This window comes from Nocardia sp. NPDC055321 (genome assembly GCF_053645575.1).
In genome coordinates this window covers 213,363-229,507 of the sequence record NZ_JBSHMS010000015.1, presented here as the reverse complement: position 1 = coordinate 229,507, position 16,145 = coordinate 213,363, and the positions used below count along the sequence as shown (strand labels likewise).

The 16,145-nt window shown below is 69.2% G+C and carries 14 protein-coding genes; 6 read left to right on the top strand and 8 right to left on the bottom strand.

Annotated features, from left to right (window positions below):
* The first annotated feature begins 22 nt into the window (after positions 1-22).
* The gene (locus ACWIGI_RS24650; RefSeq protein WP_454204791.1) at positions 23-247 is read left to right on the top strand and encodes a hypothetical protein; all 225 of its coding nucleotides are present in this window, start codon (positions 23-25) and stop codon (positions 245-247) included.
* A 59-nt stretch (positions 248-306) separates the two neighbouring features.
* Here ACWIGI_RS24650 and ACWIGI_RS24645 read toward each other — a convergent pair whose 3' ends face one another.
* From ACWIGI_RS24645 to ACWIGI_RS24615, 7 genes are all read right to left on the bottom strand, one after another.
* Positions 307-1,086: a hypothetical protein gene (locus ACWIGI_RS24645; protein ID WP_454204790.1), complete on the bottom strand. Its 780-nt coding sequence runs from the start codon at positions 1,084-1,086 to the stop codon at positions 307-309.
* Positions 1,087-1,206: 120 nt separating this feature from the next.
* Positions 1,207-2,382 carry a lipid-transfer protein gene (locus ACWIGI_RS24640; protein ID WP_454204789.1) on the bottom strand — a complete coding sequence of 392 codons (1,176 nt, stop codon included), beginning with the start codon at positions 2,380-2,382 and terminating at the stop codon, positions 1,207-1,209.
* Positions 2,379-2,792, bottom strand: a complete 414-nt coding sequence (locus ACWIGI_RS24635; protein ID WP_454204788.1) for a MaoC family dehydratase — start codon at positions 2,790-2,792, stop codon at positions 2,379-2,381. The genes ACWIGI_RS24640 and ACWIGI_RS24635 overlap by 4 nt, the downstream gene beginning before the upstream one ends.
* The gene (locus ACWIGI_RS24630; RefSeq protein ID WP_454204787.1) at positions 2,789-3,754 is read right to left on the bottom strand and encodes a bifunctional MaoC family dehydratase N-terminal/OB-fold nucleic acid binding domain-containing protein; all 966 of its coding nucleotides are present in this window, start codon (positions 3,752-3,754) and stop codon (positions 2,789-2,791) included. Before ACWIGI_RS24630 ends, ACWIGI_RS24635 begins: the two co-directional genes overlap by 4 nt.
* 19 nt (positions 3,755-3,773) lie before the next feature.
* Complete coding sequence (locus tag ACWIGI_RS24625; RefSeq protein ID WP_454204786.1) at positions 3,774-4,943, bottom strand: acyl-CoA dehydrogenase family protein; 1,170 nt, start codon at positions 4,941-4,943, stop codon at positions 3,774-3,776.
* Entirely contained in the window at positions 4,928-5,995 is a 1,068-nt protein-coding gene (locus tag ACWIGI_RS24620) for an acyl-CoA dehydrogenase family protein (RefSeq protein ID WP_454204785.1), read from the bottom strand. Before ACWIGI_RS24620 ends, ACWIGI_RS24625 begins: the two co-directional genes overlap by 16 nt.
* 25 nt (positions 5,996-6,020) lie before the next feature.
* Complete coding sequence (locus ACWIGI_RS24615) at positions 6,021-8,189, bottom strand: acyl-CoA dehydrogenase (RefSeq protein ID WP_454204784.1); 2,169 nt, start codon at positions 8,187-8,189, stop codon at positions 6,021-6,023.
* Between the two features lie 158 nt (positions 8,190-8,347).
* Between ACWIGI_RS24615 and kstR the strand changes: the two genes are divergently transcribed.
* The 5 genes from kstR to ACWIGI_RS24590 all read left to right on the top strand — a co-directional run bounded on the left by kstR (position 8,348) and on the right by ACWIGI_RS24590 (position 14,988).
* Complete coding sequence (gene kstR / locus ACWIGI_RS24610; protein ID WP_454204783.1) at positions 8,348-8,995, top strand: cholesterol catabolism transcriptional regulator KstR; 648 nt, start codon at positions 8,348-8,350, stop codon at positions 8,993-8,995.
* A 277-nt stretch (positions 8,996-9,272) separates the two neighbouring features.
* A complete protein-coding gene (gene otsB / locus ACWIGI_RS24605) occupies positions 9,273-11,843 on the top strand; it encodes a trehalose-phosphatase (protein WP_454204782.1) in 2,571 nt (856 codons plus the stop codon).
* A 331-nt stretch (positions 11,844-12,174) separates the two neighbouring features.
* The gene (locus ACWIGI_RS24600) at positions 12,175-13,131 is read left to right on the top strand and encodes a metal ABC transporter solute-binding protein, Zn/Mn family (RefSeq protein ID WP_454204781.1); all 957 of its coding nucleotides are present in this window, start codon (positions 12,175-12,177) and stop codon (positions 13,129-13,131) included.
* Between the two features lie 10 nt (positions 13,132-13,141).
* Entirely contained in the window at positions 13,142-14,113 is a 972-nt protein-coding gene (locus ACWIGI_RS24595; RefSeq protein WP_454204780.1) for a metal ABC transporter ATP-binding protein, read from the top strand.
* Positions 14,110-14,988, top strand: a complete 879-nt coding sequence (locus tag ACWIGI_RS24590) for a metal ABC transporter permease (RefSeq protein ID WP_454204779.1) — start codon at positions 14,110-14,112, stop codon at positions 14,986-14,988. Before ACWIGI_RS24595 ends, ACWIGI_RS24590 begins: the two co-directional genes overlap by 4 nt.
* Before the next feature lie 230 nt (positions 14,989-15,218).
* Here the strand turns inward: ACWIGI_RS24590 and ACWIGI_RS24585 are convergent, their stop codons facing one another.
* Positions 15,219-16,088: an A/G-specific adenine glycosylase gene (locus ACWIGI_RS24585; RefSeq protein WP_454204778.1), complete on the bottom strand. Its 870-nt coding sequence runs from the start codon at positions 16,086-16,088 to the stop codon at positions 15,219-15,221.
* Between the last annotated feature and the right edge of the window lie 57 nt (positions 16,089-16,145).

Sequence of the window (16,145 nt, the reverse complement as noted above, 5' to 3'; positions counted from 1 at the left end):
CCGACGAGCGAAGGACGGTCCGATGCCCGACCTCCCCCTCTTCCACCAGATGCCCGACCACCCGATCATGAATCTCGAAGTAGCACAGAACTCGCTGCGACGCCACGCGGACTGCGACGACCGCTGCGAGGCCAAACGCTATTTCACGACCCTGGTCCCCCACCTGATGCGGCGCAGAACCACCTGGAACATCTGGGCCGCAGGCGAGTCCGAATCGAGCCCGCCGCACACCGGCCGGCAGCCGTGAAAGTCACAAGTCGACACGAACTCGAATTCCGCAGTGGTGGAACTATTCACAGCTGCGGTTCATTCGAAGGGCACCGGGTCCGTACAGAAGCGATGCTGCTGGGCGTAGATACCCCCGCTATGGGCTGCGCTCTCCACACCCTCCGACGTGTCGACCTGCAAGGCCGACGAGTACGGCTGCGAAACGATCCCGAGACAGAAGACGACACCCTCCGGGCGCGCCGGGAGCTTGGGCGAATCACGTTCGGAGGGAGCCCAGTAAGGATGATGGGTCGTCAGCGGACGACGCACCCGGACGGTCTGTGATTCTGTCGTGCCGGGCCGAATTCGCATGATGCCCACCGGCGGCAACTGCGCCAGTTCCTCGACCTCGTCCGGCCAATCGAAGAACCGCTGCGCGATCTCGATATCGTCGCCGGCCGGAACAACATAGGACTCGGCCGCGGGTGTGGCGCTCCGATCCGAGAAAGGCGTCGGGAACACCAACTCGTTGCCACTTCGATTGACCACACGCCACGTAACCGCGATGTCCGTACCGGTGACCACCACGTCGGCGTCGAACGTAACCCCGCCCGGAGCCGGGGCGCCTCCTGCCAGCGGACCAGGTTCCGGCCCGGACTGGTTGCCACAGCCGACCAGCAGCAGTGCGCAGCAGACGCTCACAACGCAGGCCCGCACACCAGTGCTGATCCGTCCCACTCTCGAAAGCGAATCAACAGCGCGCGTCTCGACGCAATCTGCGCGCGCTGCCGTGGTTTCGTAGCCCCCGGCGGTGCCTGCGGCGTCCCCAACAGCCACGAACGGACCCGGCGCGGGACGCACTTCTACCGTGGAACCCATACGTCTACCCCCTGCCGACAGGGTACCTCGAACCGTCTACCGGGCGTGGCCGGCGCGGTCCCGCGAAAGACGACAATGCCCGAGCGAGAACGAGTCTCACTCGGGCATCGGGGGCCGAACTCAGTTCGTGGTCAGGACCAGCCCCGAGGTCGGGACGCCGGTCCCGGCGGTCACCACGATGTTCTCCAGGCCCTGGACCTGGTTCACGGACGTGCCGCGGATCTGGCGGACGCCCTCGGCTATCCCGTTCATCCCGTGGATGTAAGCCTCGCCGAGCTGGCCGCCGTGGGTGTTCAGGGGGAGGCGGCCGCCTAGTTCGATCGCGCCGTCGGCGATGAAGTCCTTCGCCTCGCCGCGGGCGCAGAAGCCCAGTTCCTCGAGCTGCATCAGCACGAAGGGGGTGAAGTGGTCGTAGAGGATCCCGGCCTGCATGTCCTCGGGGCGCAGACCGCTCTGGGACCACAGCTGGTCGCCTACCAGCTTCATCTCCGGCAGGCCGGACAGGCCGTCGCGGTAGTAGCTGGTCATCACGTACTGGTCCGCACCGGAACCCTGTGCCGCACCGGCGATCAGGGCCGGCTTGTTCGGCAGATCCTTCGCGCGCTCGGCGGACACCACCACGATCGCCACGCCGCCGTCGGTCTCCTGGCAGCAGTCCAGCAGGTGCAGGGGCTCGGCGATCCAGCGGGACGCCTGGTGCTCCTCGAGGGTGATCGGCTTGCCGTAGAAGTGCGCCGCCGGATTCACCGCCGCGTGCTTGCGATCGGCGACCGCGACACGGCCGAAATCCGCACTGCGCGCGCCGTATACGTGCATGTAGCGGCGCGCCACCATCGCCACCTGGGCGGCGGGGGTGCCCAGGCCGTGGGTGTAGGAGAACCCGTTGTCCACGCCCGAGGAACTCGGATTGCCGGTCGCCAGGTGAGTGGCGAACTGGCCGAAGCGATTTCCCGAACGCTCGTTGAACGCGCGGTACGCCACAACCACATCCGCGACTCCGGTCGCGACCGCCATGGCGGCCTGCTGCACGGTCGCCGCGGCCGCGCCGCCGCCGAACGGGATGTTGCTGAAGAACTTCAGGGACGGGATACCGGCGGCGCGCGCCACGGCGGCCTGGGTATTGGTGTCCATGGTGAAGGTCGTCAGGCCGTCCACGTCGGCGGGGGTGAGCCCGGCGTCGGCCAGGGCGGCGGTGACGGCCTCGGCGGCCAGGCGCAGCTCACTGCGGCCCGAGTCCTTGGAGAAATCGGTCGCGCCGATGCCGACGATCGCGGCGGCGCGGCTCAGGCCACTCACTGCGCCTCCTTCAGGGAGATAACGGCTTTCGCCGTGATGTGATCGCCGAGCGAATCCTTGCCGACCACATCGATGGTGATATCCGCGCCGTCCACGGCCGCGACCGTGCCCGACAACGTCAGGGTGTCCCCCGCGTACAGCGGCACGCCCAGGCGCAGCGCGATCGACTTCACGCGGGCGCTCGGCCCGGCCCAGTCGGTCACGAACCGCTGCACCAGACCGGTGTCGGTCAGGATGTTGACGAAGATGTCCTTGGACCCGCGAGCCAGCGCCTTGTCCCGGTCGTGGTGCACGTCCTGGAAGTCCCGGGTGGCCAGCGCCGTCGAGACGATGAACGTGGTGTCGGCGTGAATCACCAACTCCGGCAACGCGGTTCCGACCTGAACCGCCGACAGTTCGACAGTTGTCATTTGACGGCCTTCCAGTAGGGCACGGTGTTGTCCTCGTCCAGCGCCAGGAAGCCCGCCTCGACGGCCATCCCGATCTCGACCTCGGACGGATCGACGCCGGTCAGCTCACCGAGCATGCGCACGCCCTCCTCGAGCTCGACCAGCGCGACCACGTACGGCAGCTGCCGTCCCGGCACCCGGGGCGCGTGATGCACGACGAAGCTGAAGACGGTGCCGCGCCCGGAGGCCACGACGTAGTCGCTCTGCTCGGAGTGGTCCTGCCACAGCGCCGGCACCGGCGGATGCTGCAGCGAGCCGTCGGGCCGCCGCTGGATGCGCAGCTCACCGGCTTTGACGCCGTCCCAGAAGAATTCGGTGTCCTTGGAGACCGTCGGCCGCACGCGCTTGGCGAGATCCTCGGCCGACACAGCGCCGGAAGCCTCGGGGGCAGCGGTCTTTCCGGTCCCGGGCGCGAACTTCAGCATCCGGAACTTCATCTCGGTCACGAGCTCGTCGCCCACGTACCAGTTGGTGAGGTAGGTGGTGAACCAGCCGTCCCCGAGCCCGGTCTTCTTGGGGCCCACGATGTCCCCGATGCTCGAGCGCACCGTGACCTGCTCGCCGACCTCGAGGTAGCGGTGGTAGACCTGCTCGCAATTGGTGGCCACCACCGAGGTGAACCCGGCCGCGTCGAACAGATCGTTGGTGCGGGTCATGGGGTCGTCGTCGGCGCGAATACCGCCCAGCCCCAACATGGTCCACACCTGCGCCATGGCCGGCGGCGCCACGATCCCGGGATGCCCGGCCGCCCGCGCGGCGGCCTCGTCCACGTAGATCGGGTTGGCGTCGCCCAGTGCCTCGACCCAGTTGTTGATCATGGGCTGATTGATCGGATCGCGGCCCGCGCGGGGCGCGGACTCACCGTCGGCCTTGATCTTCTCCAGGCCGTCGCGGATCTCGTCGGCCGTGAAACTCTTCGTCACGCTCTCACTCCTTCGCGAACTAGCGCGGCACCCGCGGCAACCGCAGGCCCATCTGGGCGATCAGCTCACGCATCACCTCGTTGACGCCGCCGCCGAAGGTCACCACCAGGTTCTGCTTGGTGCGCCGGTCCAGCCACACCAGCAGCTCCGCGGTCGCCGGCTCGGCCGGGTCGCCGTAGCGGCCCACGATCTCCTCGGCCAGGCGTCCGGCCTCCTGCAGCGCCTCGGTGGAGAACACCTTGGTCGCGGAGGCGTCGGCGATCACGTCGGCCGGATCGGCGTCCGGGCGCTCCATGTTGGAGGACACCTGCCAGTTCAACAGCTCGTTCAGCCGCACCATGGCGTGCAAACGGCCCAGCGAACGCCGCACGTCGGTCTCGCCGAGCACGCCGTTGGCCTGCGCCCAGTCGCGCGTGCGCTCGTAGAGCTGCTCGATCTTGCCGGACGGGCCCAGACCCACGCGCTCGTGATTGAGCTGGGTGGTGATGAGCTTCCAGCCGCCGTTCTCCTCGCCCACGATCATGTTCGCGGGAACGCGCACATTGTCGAAGTAGGTGGCGTTGGTGTGATGCGCACCGTCGGCGGTGATGATCGGGGTCCAGGAGTAGCCCGGATCCTTGGTATCCATGATCAGGATCGTGATGCCGCGGTGCCGCGACTCCACCGTGCCCGTGCGCACGGCCAGCCAGATGTAATCGGCCTCGTGCGCGCCGGTGGTGAAGATCTTCTGCCCGTTGACGATCCAGTCGCCGTTGGCATCCTTGACCGCGCTGGTGCGCAGCGCGGCGAGGTCGGTGCCCGCGTCCGGCTCGGAGTAGCCGATCGCGAAATGCACGTCACCGGTGAGGATTCCGGGCAGGAACTTCTTCTTCTGTTCCTCGGAGCCGTAGGTCTGCAGGGCGGGACCGACGGTCAGCAGCGTCACCAGCGGGACGGGCACGTCGGCGCGCACCGCCTCGTTGTAGAAGATCTGCTGCTCGAGCGGCCCGAAACCCTGCCCGCCGAACTCCTTCGGCCAGCCGACACCCAGCTTGCCGTCCGCGCCCATGCGCTTGACGACGGCCCGATAGGCATCGCCGTGCCGGTTCACCAGCATCTCGGCCTCCTCTTCGGGAGTGACGAGACTGGTGAAGTACGAACGCAATTCGTCCCGCAAACCGCGCTGTTCGGCGGTCAGTTCGATGAACATCTGGCTCCCAAACGGTCCAGCCGGAACGATTCGCCGCCCAGCCAGCGCGCGATGTCCTTGGCCTGTGAGTAGTAGCGGTGCAGGGGGTGGGTGATATCGACGCCCAGGCCACCGTGCAGGTGATGACACTTCTGCATGGCCGCCGGCAGCTCCGAGGCCACCGTGTACGCGAGCACGTCCAGATCGTCGTCGGTGCGCTCGCGGTGTTCCGCGCCGGCCTCGTCCTGCGCCAGTGCCCAATTGGCGGAGGCCGCGGCCGCGTGCAGCGTACGCGAGACCACGTACACGTCGGCGATCTGCTGTGCGACGGCCTGGAACTCGGCCAGCGGGCGGCCGAACTGCTCGCGGGTGCGCACGTGCTCCGCGGTCAGGGCGAGCACGCCCTTGAGCAGGCCGTCCGCGACCGAGCCGATGCCCGCCAGGGCCAGCCGGTGCAGGTCGGCGATGCCGCCCGGCAGCAGCTGCTCGGCCGGAATCGAGACGCCCTCGAAGCGCACCGAGAACTCGGGCACCCCATCGGACGTCGGCCCCGCGGTCTTGACGAGGCCCGCCGCCTCGCCGTCCACGACGGCGAGCCCGGAGTCGGTGGGCACCAGGATCCAGCGCGCGGTGCCCGCGTAGGGCACCGCGACCTTGGTGCCGGTGATGCGCACCGTGGCGCCCTCGGACACCGCGGTGGTCTCCGGCTTCTCGGTGAAGGGCGCGCCCGCCTCGTGCAGCGCGGCGGTCAGCACCGCGCCCTCGGCGACGGCCGGAAACACCTTCTCCGCCAAGCCATCCGGGATACCGGCCGCCAGCAGCGGCAGCACCCCGAAGGCCAGGGTGGTCAGCGCCGGAATCTGGACCGCGTCGGTGGCGAGCTCGGTGAGCATGGCCGACACCTCGAGCAGCCCCATCTCGTCGCCGCCGAAGCGCTCCGGTAGCGGAACGGCCAGCAGACCACTGCCCGCGAACACCGGCCAGAGGGCGATATCACGCGCGCTTTCACGTTCTAGCAAACTTACGACAACCTCGGCGACAGCGTCCTGGCTCTCGTCCCTGGTGAAGTCCAATGCAATGCTCCCGTTGAGGTGTGGACTAGGCGTGCGACTCGCGCGGCAGCCCGAGAATTCGTTCACCGGCGACGGTCAAAAGAATCTGCTCGGTACCGCCCGCGATCGACAAACAGCGCGTGAGCAGGAATTCTTTCACCACATCGGTTTCCAAGGCACCCGCCGCGCCAGCCACTTCCACGGCAAATTCGGCGACCGCCTGACGGTGCCTGACACCGACCAGTTTGCGCACGCTGCTCTGCGGGCCGGGGTCCCCGCCGGACAGCAGCTTCTGCGCGGCACGCGCGTCCAGCAACGTTCCAGCTATCGACTCGGCGACCAGGCCCCCGAGGCGGTCGGCCACCAGTTCGGCGCCGGGACCGGACTTCGGGGCGGCGGCGATCAACGCCTCCAGCTCCGCGCCGATTCCCTTGCCGCCCATGGCGACCCGCTCGGCCGAGAGCGTCGAACGAGCGATCTTCCACCCGTTGCCCAGCTCCCCGACCAGGCAGTCGTCCGGGACGAAGACATCGTCGAGGAAGACCTCGTTGAAGCGCGCCTCACCGGTGATCTCGATCAGCGGCCGGATGTCGATCCCGGCGCTTTTCATGTCCACCAGGAAGTAGCTGATGCCGCGATGCTTGGCCGCGCTCGCGTCGGTGCGCGCCAGGCAGATGCCCCAGGTGGCCTCGTGCGCCAGCGAGGTCCAGACCTTCTGACCGCGCAGCTTCCAGCCGCCCTCGACCCGCTCGGCGACCGTGCGCAGCGCCGCCAGGTCCGAACCGGCGCCCGGCTCGGAGAACAGCTGGCACCAGATGACCTCGCCGGTCAGCGTCGGCAGCGCGTAGCGCTCGATCTGCTCGGGCGAACCCCACTGCAGCAGTGTGGGAATGGCCCAGTTGGCGATGGCCAGCTCGGGCAGCTCGATCCCCGCCTTGCGGATCTGATCGTCGAGCCAGGTGCGCTGGATCGGGCCCGCGCCCCGGCCGTACGGCGCCGGCCAGTGCGAGGCCAGCAGCCCGGCGGCGGCGAGCGCGCCGCGCTGCTCGGCGGCGGGCAGGGCGGCGATGTTGGCCAGTTCGGCCGCCAGCACCGCGGCCTCCTCGGCACTGGAACCCACGGCGTCCCAATTCGGTTCGCCCGCGGTGCCGTCCGCGGTCAGATCGAGACCGACCGTGCGGCGCACACCCGCGACGGTGAGCTCGGTGACCCGCGCCCGCCAGTGCGCGGAACCGCCCAGCAACTGACGCGTGGCGGTGGCCCGGCGCAAATACAGGTGGGCGTCGTGCTCCCAGGTGAAACCGATTCCACCCAGGACCTGAATGCAATCCTTGGCGGTTTCCACGGCGGCGTCCAGCGCGATGGCCAGCGCGACCGCGGCGGACAACTGCAGTTCCGCGCTACCACTGTCCACGGCGGCCGCGGCATCGGCGGCCACGGCGCGAATTTGTTCGGCCCGGCACAGCATCCACGAGCAAATATGTTTCACCGCTTGGAATTCGCCGATCTTTCGACCGAATTGCTCACGCACCTTGGCGTATTCGACCGCGGTCTCCAGGCACCAGCCGGCAATTCCGGCGGCCTCGGCGGCGGCCAGCGTGGCGGCGATGTCCAGCACCGAGTTGGCGGGCTCGAAGATATGGTCCGGCGCCACAGCAACATTCGCGCATTCGACACGCGCCAGCGGCACACTGCGGTCGATCGTGTCCAGCGGCTCGATGGCGAGACCCTCGGCGCCGGCGTCGATCAGACACCACAGCGTCCGCTCACCGTCGCGCACGGGCACCAGAACGGCGGTTCCGGGGGCGGCGCCCGGCACCGAATCCCAGGCCCCGGTCAGGGTGAGGCCGGACGCCGGGTCGATCGGGGCCGATATCGCGATTTCGCCCCCGAGGGCGACACCGCACGGCGTATTCTCGTCGAGCATCTCCCCGGCAACGAGGCCGGCGAGCGCCGTGGTGAGAACCGGTCCGCCGACCAGATCATGCGCCGCCTGTTCCACCAGGACAGCGAGATCGCCGACGGAACAACCGGCGCCCCCGGCCTCCTCCGGCACCGCGACCCGGAAAATTCCGAGATCGGCCAGACGCGACCAGTATTCGCGCCAATAGTCGGGCCCACCGGAACGCATTGTTGCAATTGGGCGCACCGACGCCGCCCATCCGCGCATGGACTCCTGAACGGCTTTATGCTCGTCAGTGGTGGCTATGGTCACACTCCATACCGCCTTTCTGGGGTGACTTCCACTCCTAGAACATGTTCTAATGTTCGAGCCGGGCGTAAGTCAAGCGCCGCCCGGCTGGTACGAACTCGTAGCCAGCCGACGCTGGGTGAGTGCACCGAACGATTCGTGCAGGAAAGGACTCTCAACCGATGGCCAGTCCCTCCCGATCGCAGGCTGCCGACGGGCCCGCCGCCGCGCGCACCGCGCCCGCCACCACCCTGAGCGAGGAGGATCTGAGCTCCGCCGCCCAGCGTGACCGGCGCAAACGCATCCTCGACGCGACCTTGGCGCTGGCCTCCAAGGGCGGCTACGACGCGGTGCAGATGCGAGCGGTCGCCGAGCGCGCCGACGTCGCCGTGGGCACCCTGTACCGGTATTTCCCGTCCAAGGTGCACCTGCTCGTCTCGGCCCTGGCCCGCGAATTCGAGCAGCTGGAGGGCCGGCGCAAGCCGCTGCCGGGCAACGATCCACGCGAGCGCATGCACCTGATGCTGCACCAGATCACCCGCGCCATGCAGCGCGATCCGCTGCTGACCGAGGCCATGACGCGAGCGTTCATGTTCGCCGACGCCTCCGCGGCCGCCGAGGTCGATCGCGTCGGCAAGGTGATGGACCGCTTCTTCGCCCGCGCGCTGTCCGACGAGACGCCCGACGATCGCCAGCTCGCCATCGCCCGCGTCATCAGCGACGTGTGGCTCTCGAATCTGGTTGCCTGGCTGACGCGGCGGGCCTCGGCCACCGACGTCACCGAACGCCTCGAGCTGACCGTCGATCTGCTCATCGGCGACGCCAAGTAAGCGAGATCACCCCGGGGCGAACGCAACCCGGGCTTTCGCACGTATGACCGGAGGGTCGCCCACCTCTCGAGGTGGAGCCGGCCCTCCGTCGTCGTTCCGGAACGTGACTGGTCACAGGCACGAAAGCCGGGGTGCACCAGCGGAAATCGGACATCTGGTGAACGGCGCGCAAGGGTCTTGTAAACGCTATGTATCACCGTCAAAACGAGCGGGCAATCAACACCCAGTAGAGTCACGCTCGCCCTGAAGAAACTCCTCCGATCATTAGGTTGGATGCGTGAGCGCACAGGATTTGCCACTGGAACTTCGCCGTGCGTTGGCGGCTGTCGCCCGCGTGCCACGGCTGCTTGTCGCCTCGGACTACGACGGGACGATCGCGCCCATCGTGTCCGACCCCGCGAAGGCCTATCCCCATAGGGAGTCCGTGAATGCGCTGCGCGCGCTTTCCGGACTCACCGGTACCACCGCGGCCGTCATCTCCGGCCGCGCGCTGCGAGATCTCGCGGCGCTGTCCCGATTGCCCGTCGAGGTGCAACTCATCGGCAGTCACGGGTCCGAATTCGACGTCGGCTTCGTGCATGCCATCGACAACGACGCCAAACAGCTACTGCAGGAAGTGCAGTCGACGCTGGCCCAGGTCGCCCAGGACAACCCGGGCGCCACTGTCGAGATCAAACCGGCCAGCGTCGCGCTGCACGTGCGCAACGCCAGCCCCGAAATCGGCCGTCGCGCACTGGTTCAGGTGCGTCAGGGTCCGGCCAGCTGGGTCGGCGTACAGACCACCGAGGGCAAAGAGGTCATCGAACTCGCGGTGATCGAAACCGACAAGGGCGCGGCGCTGGACATCGTCCGGCATCAGCAAGGCGCGTCCGCGGCGGTCTTCATCGGTGACGACGTCACCGACGAGAAGGCGTTCAAACGCCTGTCCGGACCCGATGTGGGCATCAAGGTCGGCGAGGGCGACTCGCTGGCCAAACACCGGGTCGCCAGCACCGAGGAGGTGTCCAAGGCGCTGGCCTTCCTGCTGGAGGAGCGGCGTACCTGGCTCGCCGGCGCCAGCGCGCCCCGCATCGAGCGGCTCACGATGCTGGCCAGCCCGCGCACCAAGGCGCTGGTCACCCCGGACGGCACCATCACCTGGCTGTGCCATCCGGAACCGGATTCGGCGGCGGTGTTCGCGCACCTGCTCGGCGGACCCGGCGCGGGGCACTTCACCATCGCGCCCGAACGCGCGGGACTGCCACTGTCGCAGCGGTACATCGACGGCACCATGACCGTCGAAACCCGTTGGTCCAGTTTGTCGGTGGTGGATTACCTGCCGCACGACGTGGTGGCCGAGCGCACCGACCTGACCCGTGTCATCAGCGGTGACGCCAAGGCGGTCGTAACCTTCGCTCCCCGACCGGAATTCGGCCAGGTGCCGGTGCGCATCGTGCGCGATCCGGCCGGCCTGCGCGTACAGGGCACCAACGATCCGATCGTGCTGCGCTCCCCCGGCGTCGAATGGGAGATCATCGACGACGGCAACCACCACACCGCGCGCGCGGTGGTGGACCCGAGCCGGGGCCCGATCGTGCTCGAAATGCGCTGCGGCACTTCCGATCTCGCGCCCTGCATGACGCCCGAGAGCGATCGCCGCCGGCTCGCCGAGCGGTACTGGGCCGACTGGGCGGGCACGCTCGAACTGCCGCCCCTCAAACCCGATCTCATGAAGCGGTCCGCGCTCACCCTGCGCGGACTGGTGCACGCGCCGTCCGGCTCCATCATGGCCGCGGCGACGACCTCGCTGCCCGAAGACATCGGCGGCGTGCGCAACTGGGACTACCGCTACTGCTGGCTGCGCGACGCCTCACTCACCGCGTCCGCGCTGGTATCGCTCGGCTCGCTCGGCGAGGCCGAGGACCTGCTCGCCTGGACCCACCGCGTCCTCGAGACGCTGCCCGGGCCCGAGCGACTGCACCCGCTCTACACCCTCTACGGCGAGACCCTGCCGCCCGAGGCCGTCATCGACCAGCTGCCCGGTTACGCCGGATCGCGGCCGGTGCGCGTCGGCAACGCGGCGAACATGCAGGTCCAGCTGGACGTGTTCGGGCCCATCGTGGACCTGATCTCCCAGCTCGCGCACGCCCGCGAACGCAAGGGCATCACCGATCCCGCCAAGGCGCTGCCGGACGCGGACTGGGATCTCGTGCACGCCATGGTCTCGGCCGTGCAGCGGCGCTGGCGCGAACCGGACCACGGGATCTGGGAGATCCGCGGCAACCCGCGGCATCACGTGTACTCCAAGGTCATGGGCTGGCTCACCGCCGACCGGGCGATCACGCTCGGGCGGCAGTTCGGCCGGACCGTCGACCCGGAGTGGGAGAAGCTGCGCGACACCATCTCCGAGGAGGTGAAGGTCGAGGGCTGGAACGAGGAGGTCCAGTCCTACACCGCCGCCTACGAGGGCACGGACCTGGACGCGGCCACCCTGCACATCGGCCTCAGCGGGCTCATCGATCCGTCGGATCCGCGCTTCGCCGCCACCGTCGTGGCCACCGAGGCCGAACTCCGCAGCGGCTCGACCGTGTACCGCTACCACCACGACGACGGGCTGCCCGGCGGGGAAGGCGGCTTCCACCTGTGCGCCGCCTGGCTCGTCGAGGCATACCTGCTCATCGGCAAGCGCGAGGACGCCGAGGCGCTCTTCGCACAGCTGGTGGACGTGGCGGGGCCGACCGGGCTCCTGTCCGAGGAGTACGACCCGGTCGCCGAACGCTCGCTGGGCAACCACCCGCAGGCGTACAGCCACCTGGGCCTGCTGCGCTGCGCGCAGCTGCTGAGCCAGCCGGTGGGTGCGTTCACGTAGGTCCGGACCGGACCCGAGACATCCGGCCCCCGCGAACAGTCGTTCGCGGGGGCCGGACTCGTGCAGGGGGAGGCCGCTGTCGCCGGACCCGCCTCGGGAGGCGGGAGTGCCGGTCCGCGACGACGGCCGCGCGACGACGGCAAGAACCGCGGTTCGCACTGTGCGGCCCCGAAATCGCGCGGGGACATCGGCCGCGGCAGCGGGACCGGCGTGGCGTCGGCGTGGTGCGCACCACACCTACCGGTCGGAATTCGTCGGGGCGCGGATTCGTGGGTTACATTTTATTGGCAATCGTTTTCGTTTTTGTTAGGCAGCTTCAGGAGTGGTTCGCGTGCGCAACAGCTATGCCAGAGGATTCGCGGTCGCAGCCGCCGGGCTGGCCGCCGTGGCCACCCTGACCGCCTGCGGGAACTCGACGACCGACTCCGACGCCATCACCGTCGTGGCCTCCACCAACGTGTGGGGCGACATCGCCAAAACCGTCGCCGGACCGGACGCCCAGGTGGAATCGCTCATCTCCGACCCGACCGTCGACCCGCACTCGTTCGAGATCACGGCCGTGCAGGCCGCGCGCATCAGCGACGCCGACCTCATCGTCTACAACGGCGGCGGCTACGACGAGTTCATCGACAAGGCCATCTCCGGCAAGAGCAAGCGCAACGTGAACGCCGTCGAGATCGCCGGCGAGGGCGAGCACGGACACGAGGAGAGCGCACCCGGCGCCACCCCGGCCAAGGAGAGCGAAGGCCACGGGCACGACCACGGCGGCGCCAACGAACACGTCTGGTACGACGCGCACACCGTCGGCCACGTCGCCGAACACATCGCCGAATCCCTCGGCGAACTCGACCCGGCCAACAAGCAGGCCTACGCCGATCGCGCCGCCGCCTTCGCCGGGCAGCTCGAGGACATCGAGGCCATCACCGCGAAGATCGCCGCCGACAAGCCGAATCAGCCCGTCCTGCAGACCGAACCGCTCGCGTACTACCTGCTGACCGCCGCCAAGGTCGACGACCGTACCCCGCACTCGTTCCAGGAAGCGGTGGAACAGGGCACCGACCCCTCCCCCGCCGACGTGGCCGCGGTGCGAGACCTGCTGAAGGCCAAGCAGGTTCGCGCGCTGGTCTACAACATCCAGACCGAGGACTCCACCACCAAGGACATGCGCGCCACCGCGCAGGCCAACGGCATCGCCATCGTCGAGGTGACCGAAACCCTGCCCGAGGGCCTGGATTACATTCGGTGGATGACCGGCAACGCCAAGGCACTCGCCACGGCGCTCGCCTAGGTCCGGGGCAATGCCTGCCACCGCCGCACCTACCGAGGGAGTCGCGCTGACCGAGCCCACCGAACGGGTCACCCGGCAATCTTCGAGCGCATCCCCCGCGCCCGAGCGCTCTCCCCTGCCCGAAACCCGTTCCGCCGCAACCCCGGAACCCGCCCCCGCGGTCGAGCTCGCCAACGCGCGCCTGTCCTACGGGGACCGGACGCTGTGGCAGGGACTCGACCTACAGGTGCGGCCCGGCGAATTCGTCGCCGTGCTCGGCCCCAACGGTTCCGGCAAGACCTCGCTGCTGAAGATGCTGCTCGGTCAGGTCGCACTGTCCGAGGGCACCGCCCGGATCGCGGGAGCGCCCGCGCGCGTCGGCAATTCGGATATCGGCTACATCCCGCAGCAGAAGACCATGGACGCCGGCGCGCAACTGCGCGGCGTCGACCTCGTCGGGCTCGGCGTGGACGGGCACCGCTGGGGCCTGGGCCTGCGCGGGCGCGCCGAACGCAAACGCAAAGTGGCCCGGGCGATCGCGGACGTCGGGGCGGAGAAGTTCGCCTACGCGCCCATCGACGCGCTCTCGGGCGGCGAACAGCAGCGCCTGCGCGTGGCCCAGGCCCTGGCCGGCGACCCGCGGGTACTGCTCTGCGACGAACCGCTGCTGTCGCTGGACCTGGCCAACCAGCGCCTGGTCTCGGAACTGATCGACAAGCGCCGCCGCACCCACGACACCGCCGTCCTGTTCGTCACCCACGAGATCAATCCCATTCTGCCGCTGGTGGATCGGGTGCTGTACCTGGTCGACGGCAAGTTCCGGATCGGCACCCCCGACGAGGTGATGACCACCGCCGTGCTCTCGGAGCTGTACCGCACCGAGGTCGAGGTGCTGCGCGTGCGCGGGCGACTGGTCGTGGTCGGCACCGGCGACGCCATGGACGCGCTCGGCGCGGCCGGGGCGCACTGCCACGGCGAGCAGGTTCCGGAGGCCCGCCGGTGATCGACAAACTCGCCGACGTCTTCGGCAAGATGTTCGACTTCTCCACCACCGCACACCTGCTCGGCTACGACTTCGTCCAGCAGGCCGTGCTGGCCGCGGCGCTGCTCGGACTGCTGGCCGGAGCCATCGGCCCGCTCATCATCAGCCGGCAGATGTCGTTCGCGGTGCACGGCACCAGCGAACTCTCGCTCACCGGCGCGGCCGCGGCGCTGCTCGCCGGGGTCGGCGTCGGACTCGGGGCCATCGCCGGATCGGTGGTGGCGGCCGTGCTCTTCGGGGTCCTGGGTTCGCGTGCGCGCGAACGGGATTCGGTGATCGCGGTGGTGCTGTCGTTCGGGCTCGGGCTGTCCGTGCTGTTCCTCTGGCTCGGCCCCGAACGCGCGGGCTCGAAATTCTCGCTGCTCACCGGCCAGGTGGTGAGCGTCGGCTACAACGGGCTCACCCTGCTGGCCACCTGCACCGTCGGGGTGCTGGTGGTGCTGGCCGCCATCTACCGCCCGCTGCTGTTCGCCAGCTCGGACCCGGAAGTGGCGGTGGCGCGCGGAGTTCCGGTGCGCGCGCTGTCGATCGTGTTCGCGGTGCTGCTGGGCATCACCGCCGCCTTCGGCGTGCAGATCGTGGGCGCGCTGCTGGTGCTGGCGCTGCTCATCACGCCCGCCGCGGCGGCCTGCCAGCTCACCGCTAGTCCGGTACGCGCGACCATCCTGGCCGTGGTGTTCGCCGAAATCGCCGCCGTCGGAGGCATTCTGCTCTCCCTCGCCCCCGGTGTGCCGGTGTCGACCTTCGTCACCACGATCTCGTTCACGATCTACCTGATCTGCCGCGTCGTCGGTGCGCGCACCCGCAACCGCCGCCGCGAACTCGTGCCCGCCTGAGGTTCGGGCCCGTACTCGCCACCGCGAACACGGGCGGGTACAGCACGTGAACTCTTCCCCAACCGAGGATTCGATCTTCGTCGCCGGGGTAACCCAAGCCCGCGATCTACCGCGTGAGGGGCGGTAGAACGCGCCCGCCGCATCCCTCCCGGGGCGAACGCCCCCTCGTCCCGTCCCGGGAGGAATGCGTGCCGAGCCGCAGAATCACCGGCGGGTGAACGCGTCCGCGCTCAGCCCTCGCCGGCCAGGGCGAACAAGCCGTCGGCCGTCTGCTCGATCAAGCCGTCGACCAGCAGGGAATCCAGGGCGCGGGCGCGCTGGCCGGGATCCCGGGTCCAGGCCAGATCCAGGCGGGCCTGCTCGACGGGACCGGTGGCGTCACGCAGCACATCCAGCAGCCGGCCGCGGGCCTGGCGGTCGGTGCCCTCGAACTTCTGCACCTTGCGAACCACGTCCGAGGGCGGGCGGCCGGCGCTCACCCAGGCGCAGCTGGGCAGCGGGCAGCGGGCGCAATCGGGGGTGCGGGCCGTGCAGACGGTCGCGCCCAATTCCATGATGGCGGCCGAAAAGACCGCCGCGCGTGGCACATTCACCGGCAGCAACGCCTCGGTCTCGCCCAGATCGCGGGCCGCCGGATTGCCCGCCTCGGCGCGGCCGTGCACCGCCCGCGCCACCACGCGCCGAACGTTGGTGTCCACCACCGGAACTCGCTGACCGTAGGCGAAGCACGCCACCGCGCGAGCGGTGTAGGCGCCGATGCCGGGCAGCCCGAGCAGCACCTCCACATCCGCGGGCACCTCGTCACCGTGCTGTTCGGCCAGCACCCGCGAGCACTCGTGCAGGCGCAGCGCCCGGCGCGGATAGCCGAGTTTGCCCCAGGCGCGCAGCACGTCGCCCTGTGGCGCGGCGGCCATGGCCGAGGGAACGGGCCAGCGCGCCACCCACTCGCGCCAGATCGGCTCCACCCGGACCACCGGGGTCTGCTGGAGCATGATCTCGCTCATCAGAATCTGCCACGCCGTCACGCCGGGCCGCCGCCACGGCAGGTCCCGGGCGGTGTCCCGGTACCAGTCGATCAATACATCGCTGTCCACTGTCATTCGTGCTCCGCCGTCGCCTCGATCCGCGCCACGGGCTCACCGCCCGGGCGGCGCCAT

Excerpts from the sequence above, each read along its gene's own strand:
- ACWIGI_RS24650 (WP_454204791.1), top strand. The coding sequence starts at position 23 with ATGCCCGACCTCCCCCTCTTCCACCAGATGCCCGACCACCCGATCATG.
- ACWIGI_RS24645 (WP_454204790.1), bottom strand. The coding sequence starts at position 1,086 with ATGGGTTCCACGGTAGAAGTGCGTCCCGCGCCGGGTCCGTTCGTGGCT.
- ACWIGI_RS24635 (WP_454204788.1), bottom strand. The coding sequence starts at position 2,792 with ATGACAACTGTCGAACTGTCGGCGGTTCAGGTCGGAACCGCGTTGCCG.
- ACWIGI_RS24625 (WP_454204786.1), bottom strand. The coding sequence starts at position 4,943 with ATGTTCATCGAACTGACCGCCGAACAGCGCGGTTTGCGGGACGAATTG.
- kstR (WP_454204783.1), top strand. The coding sequence starts at position 8,348 with ATGGCCAGTCCCTCCCGATCGCAGGCTGCCGACGGGCCCGCCGCCGCG.
- ACWIGI_RS24595 (WP_454204780.1), top strand. The coding sequence starts at position 13,142 with ATGCCTGCCACCGCCGCACCTACCGAGGGAGTCGCGCTGACCGAGCCC.
- ACWIGI_RS24585 (WP_454204778.1), bottom strand. The coding sequence starts at position 16,088 with ATGACAGTGGACAGCGATGTATTGATCGACTGGTACCGGGACACCGCC.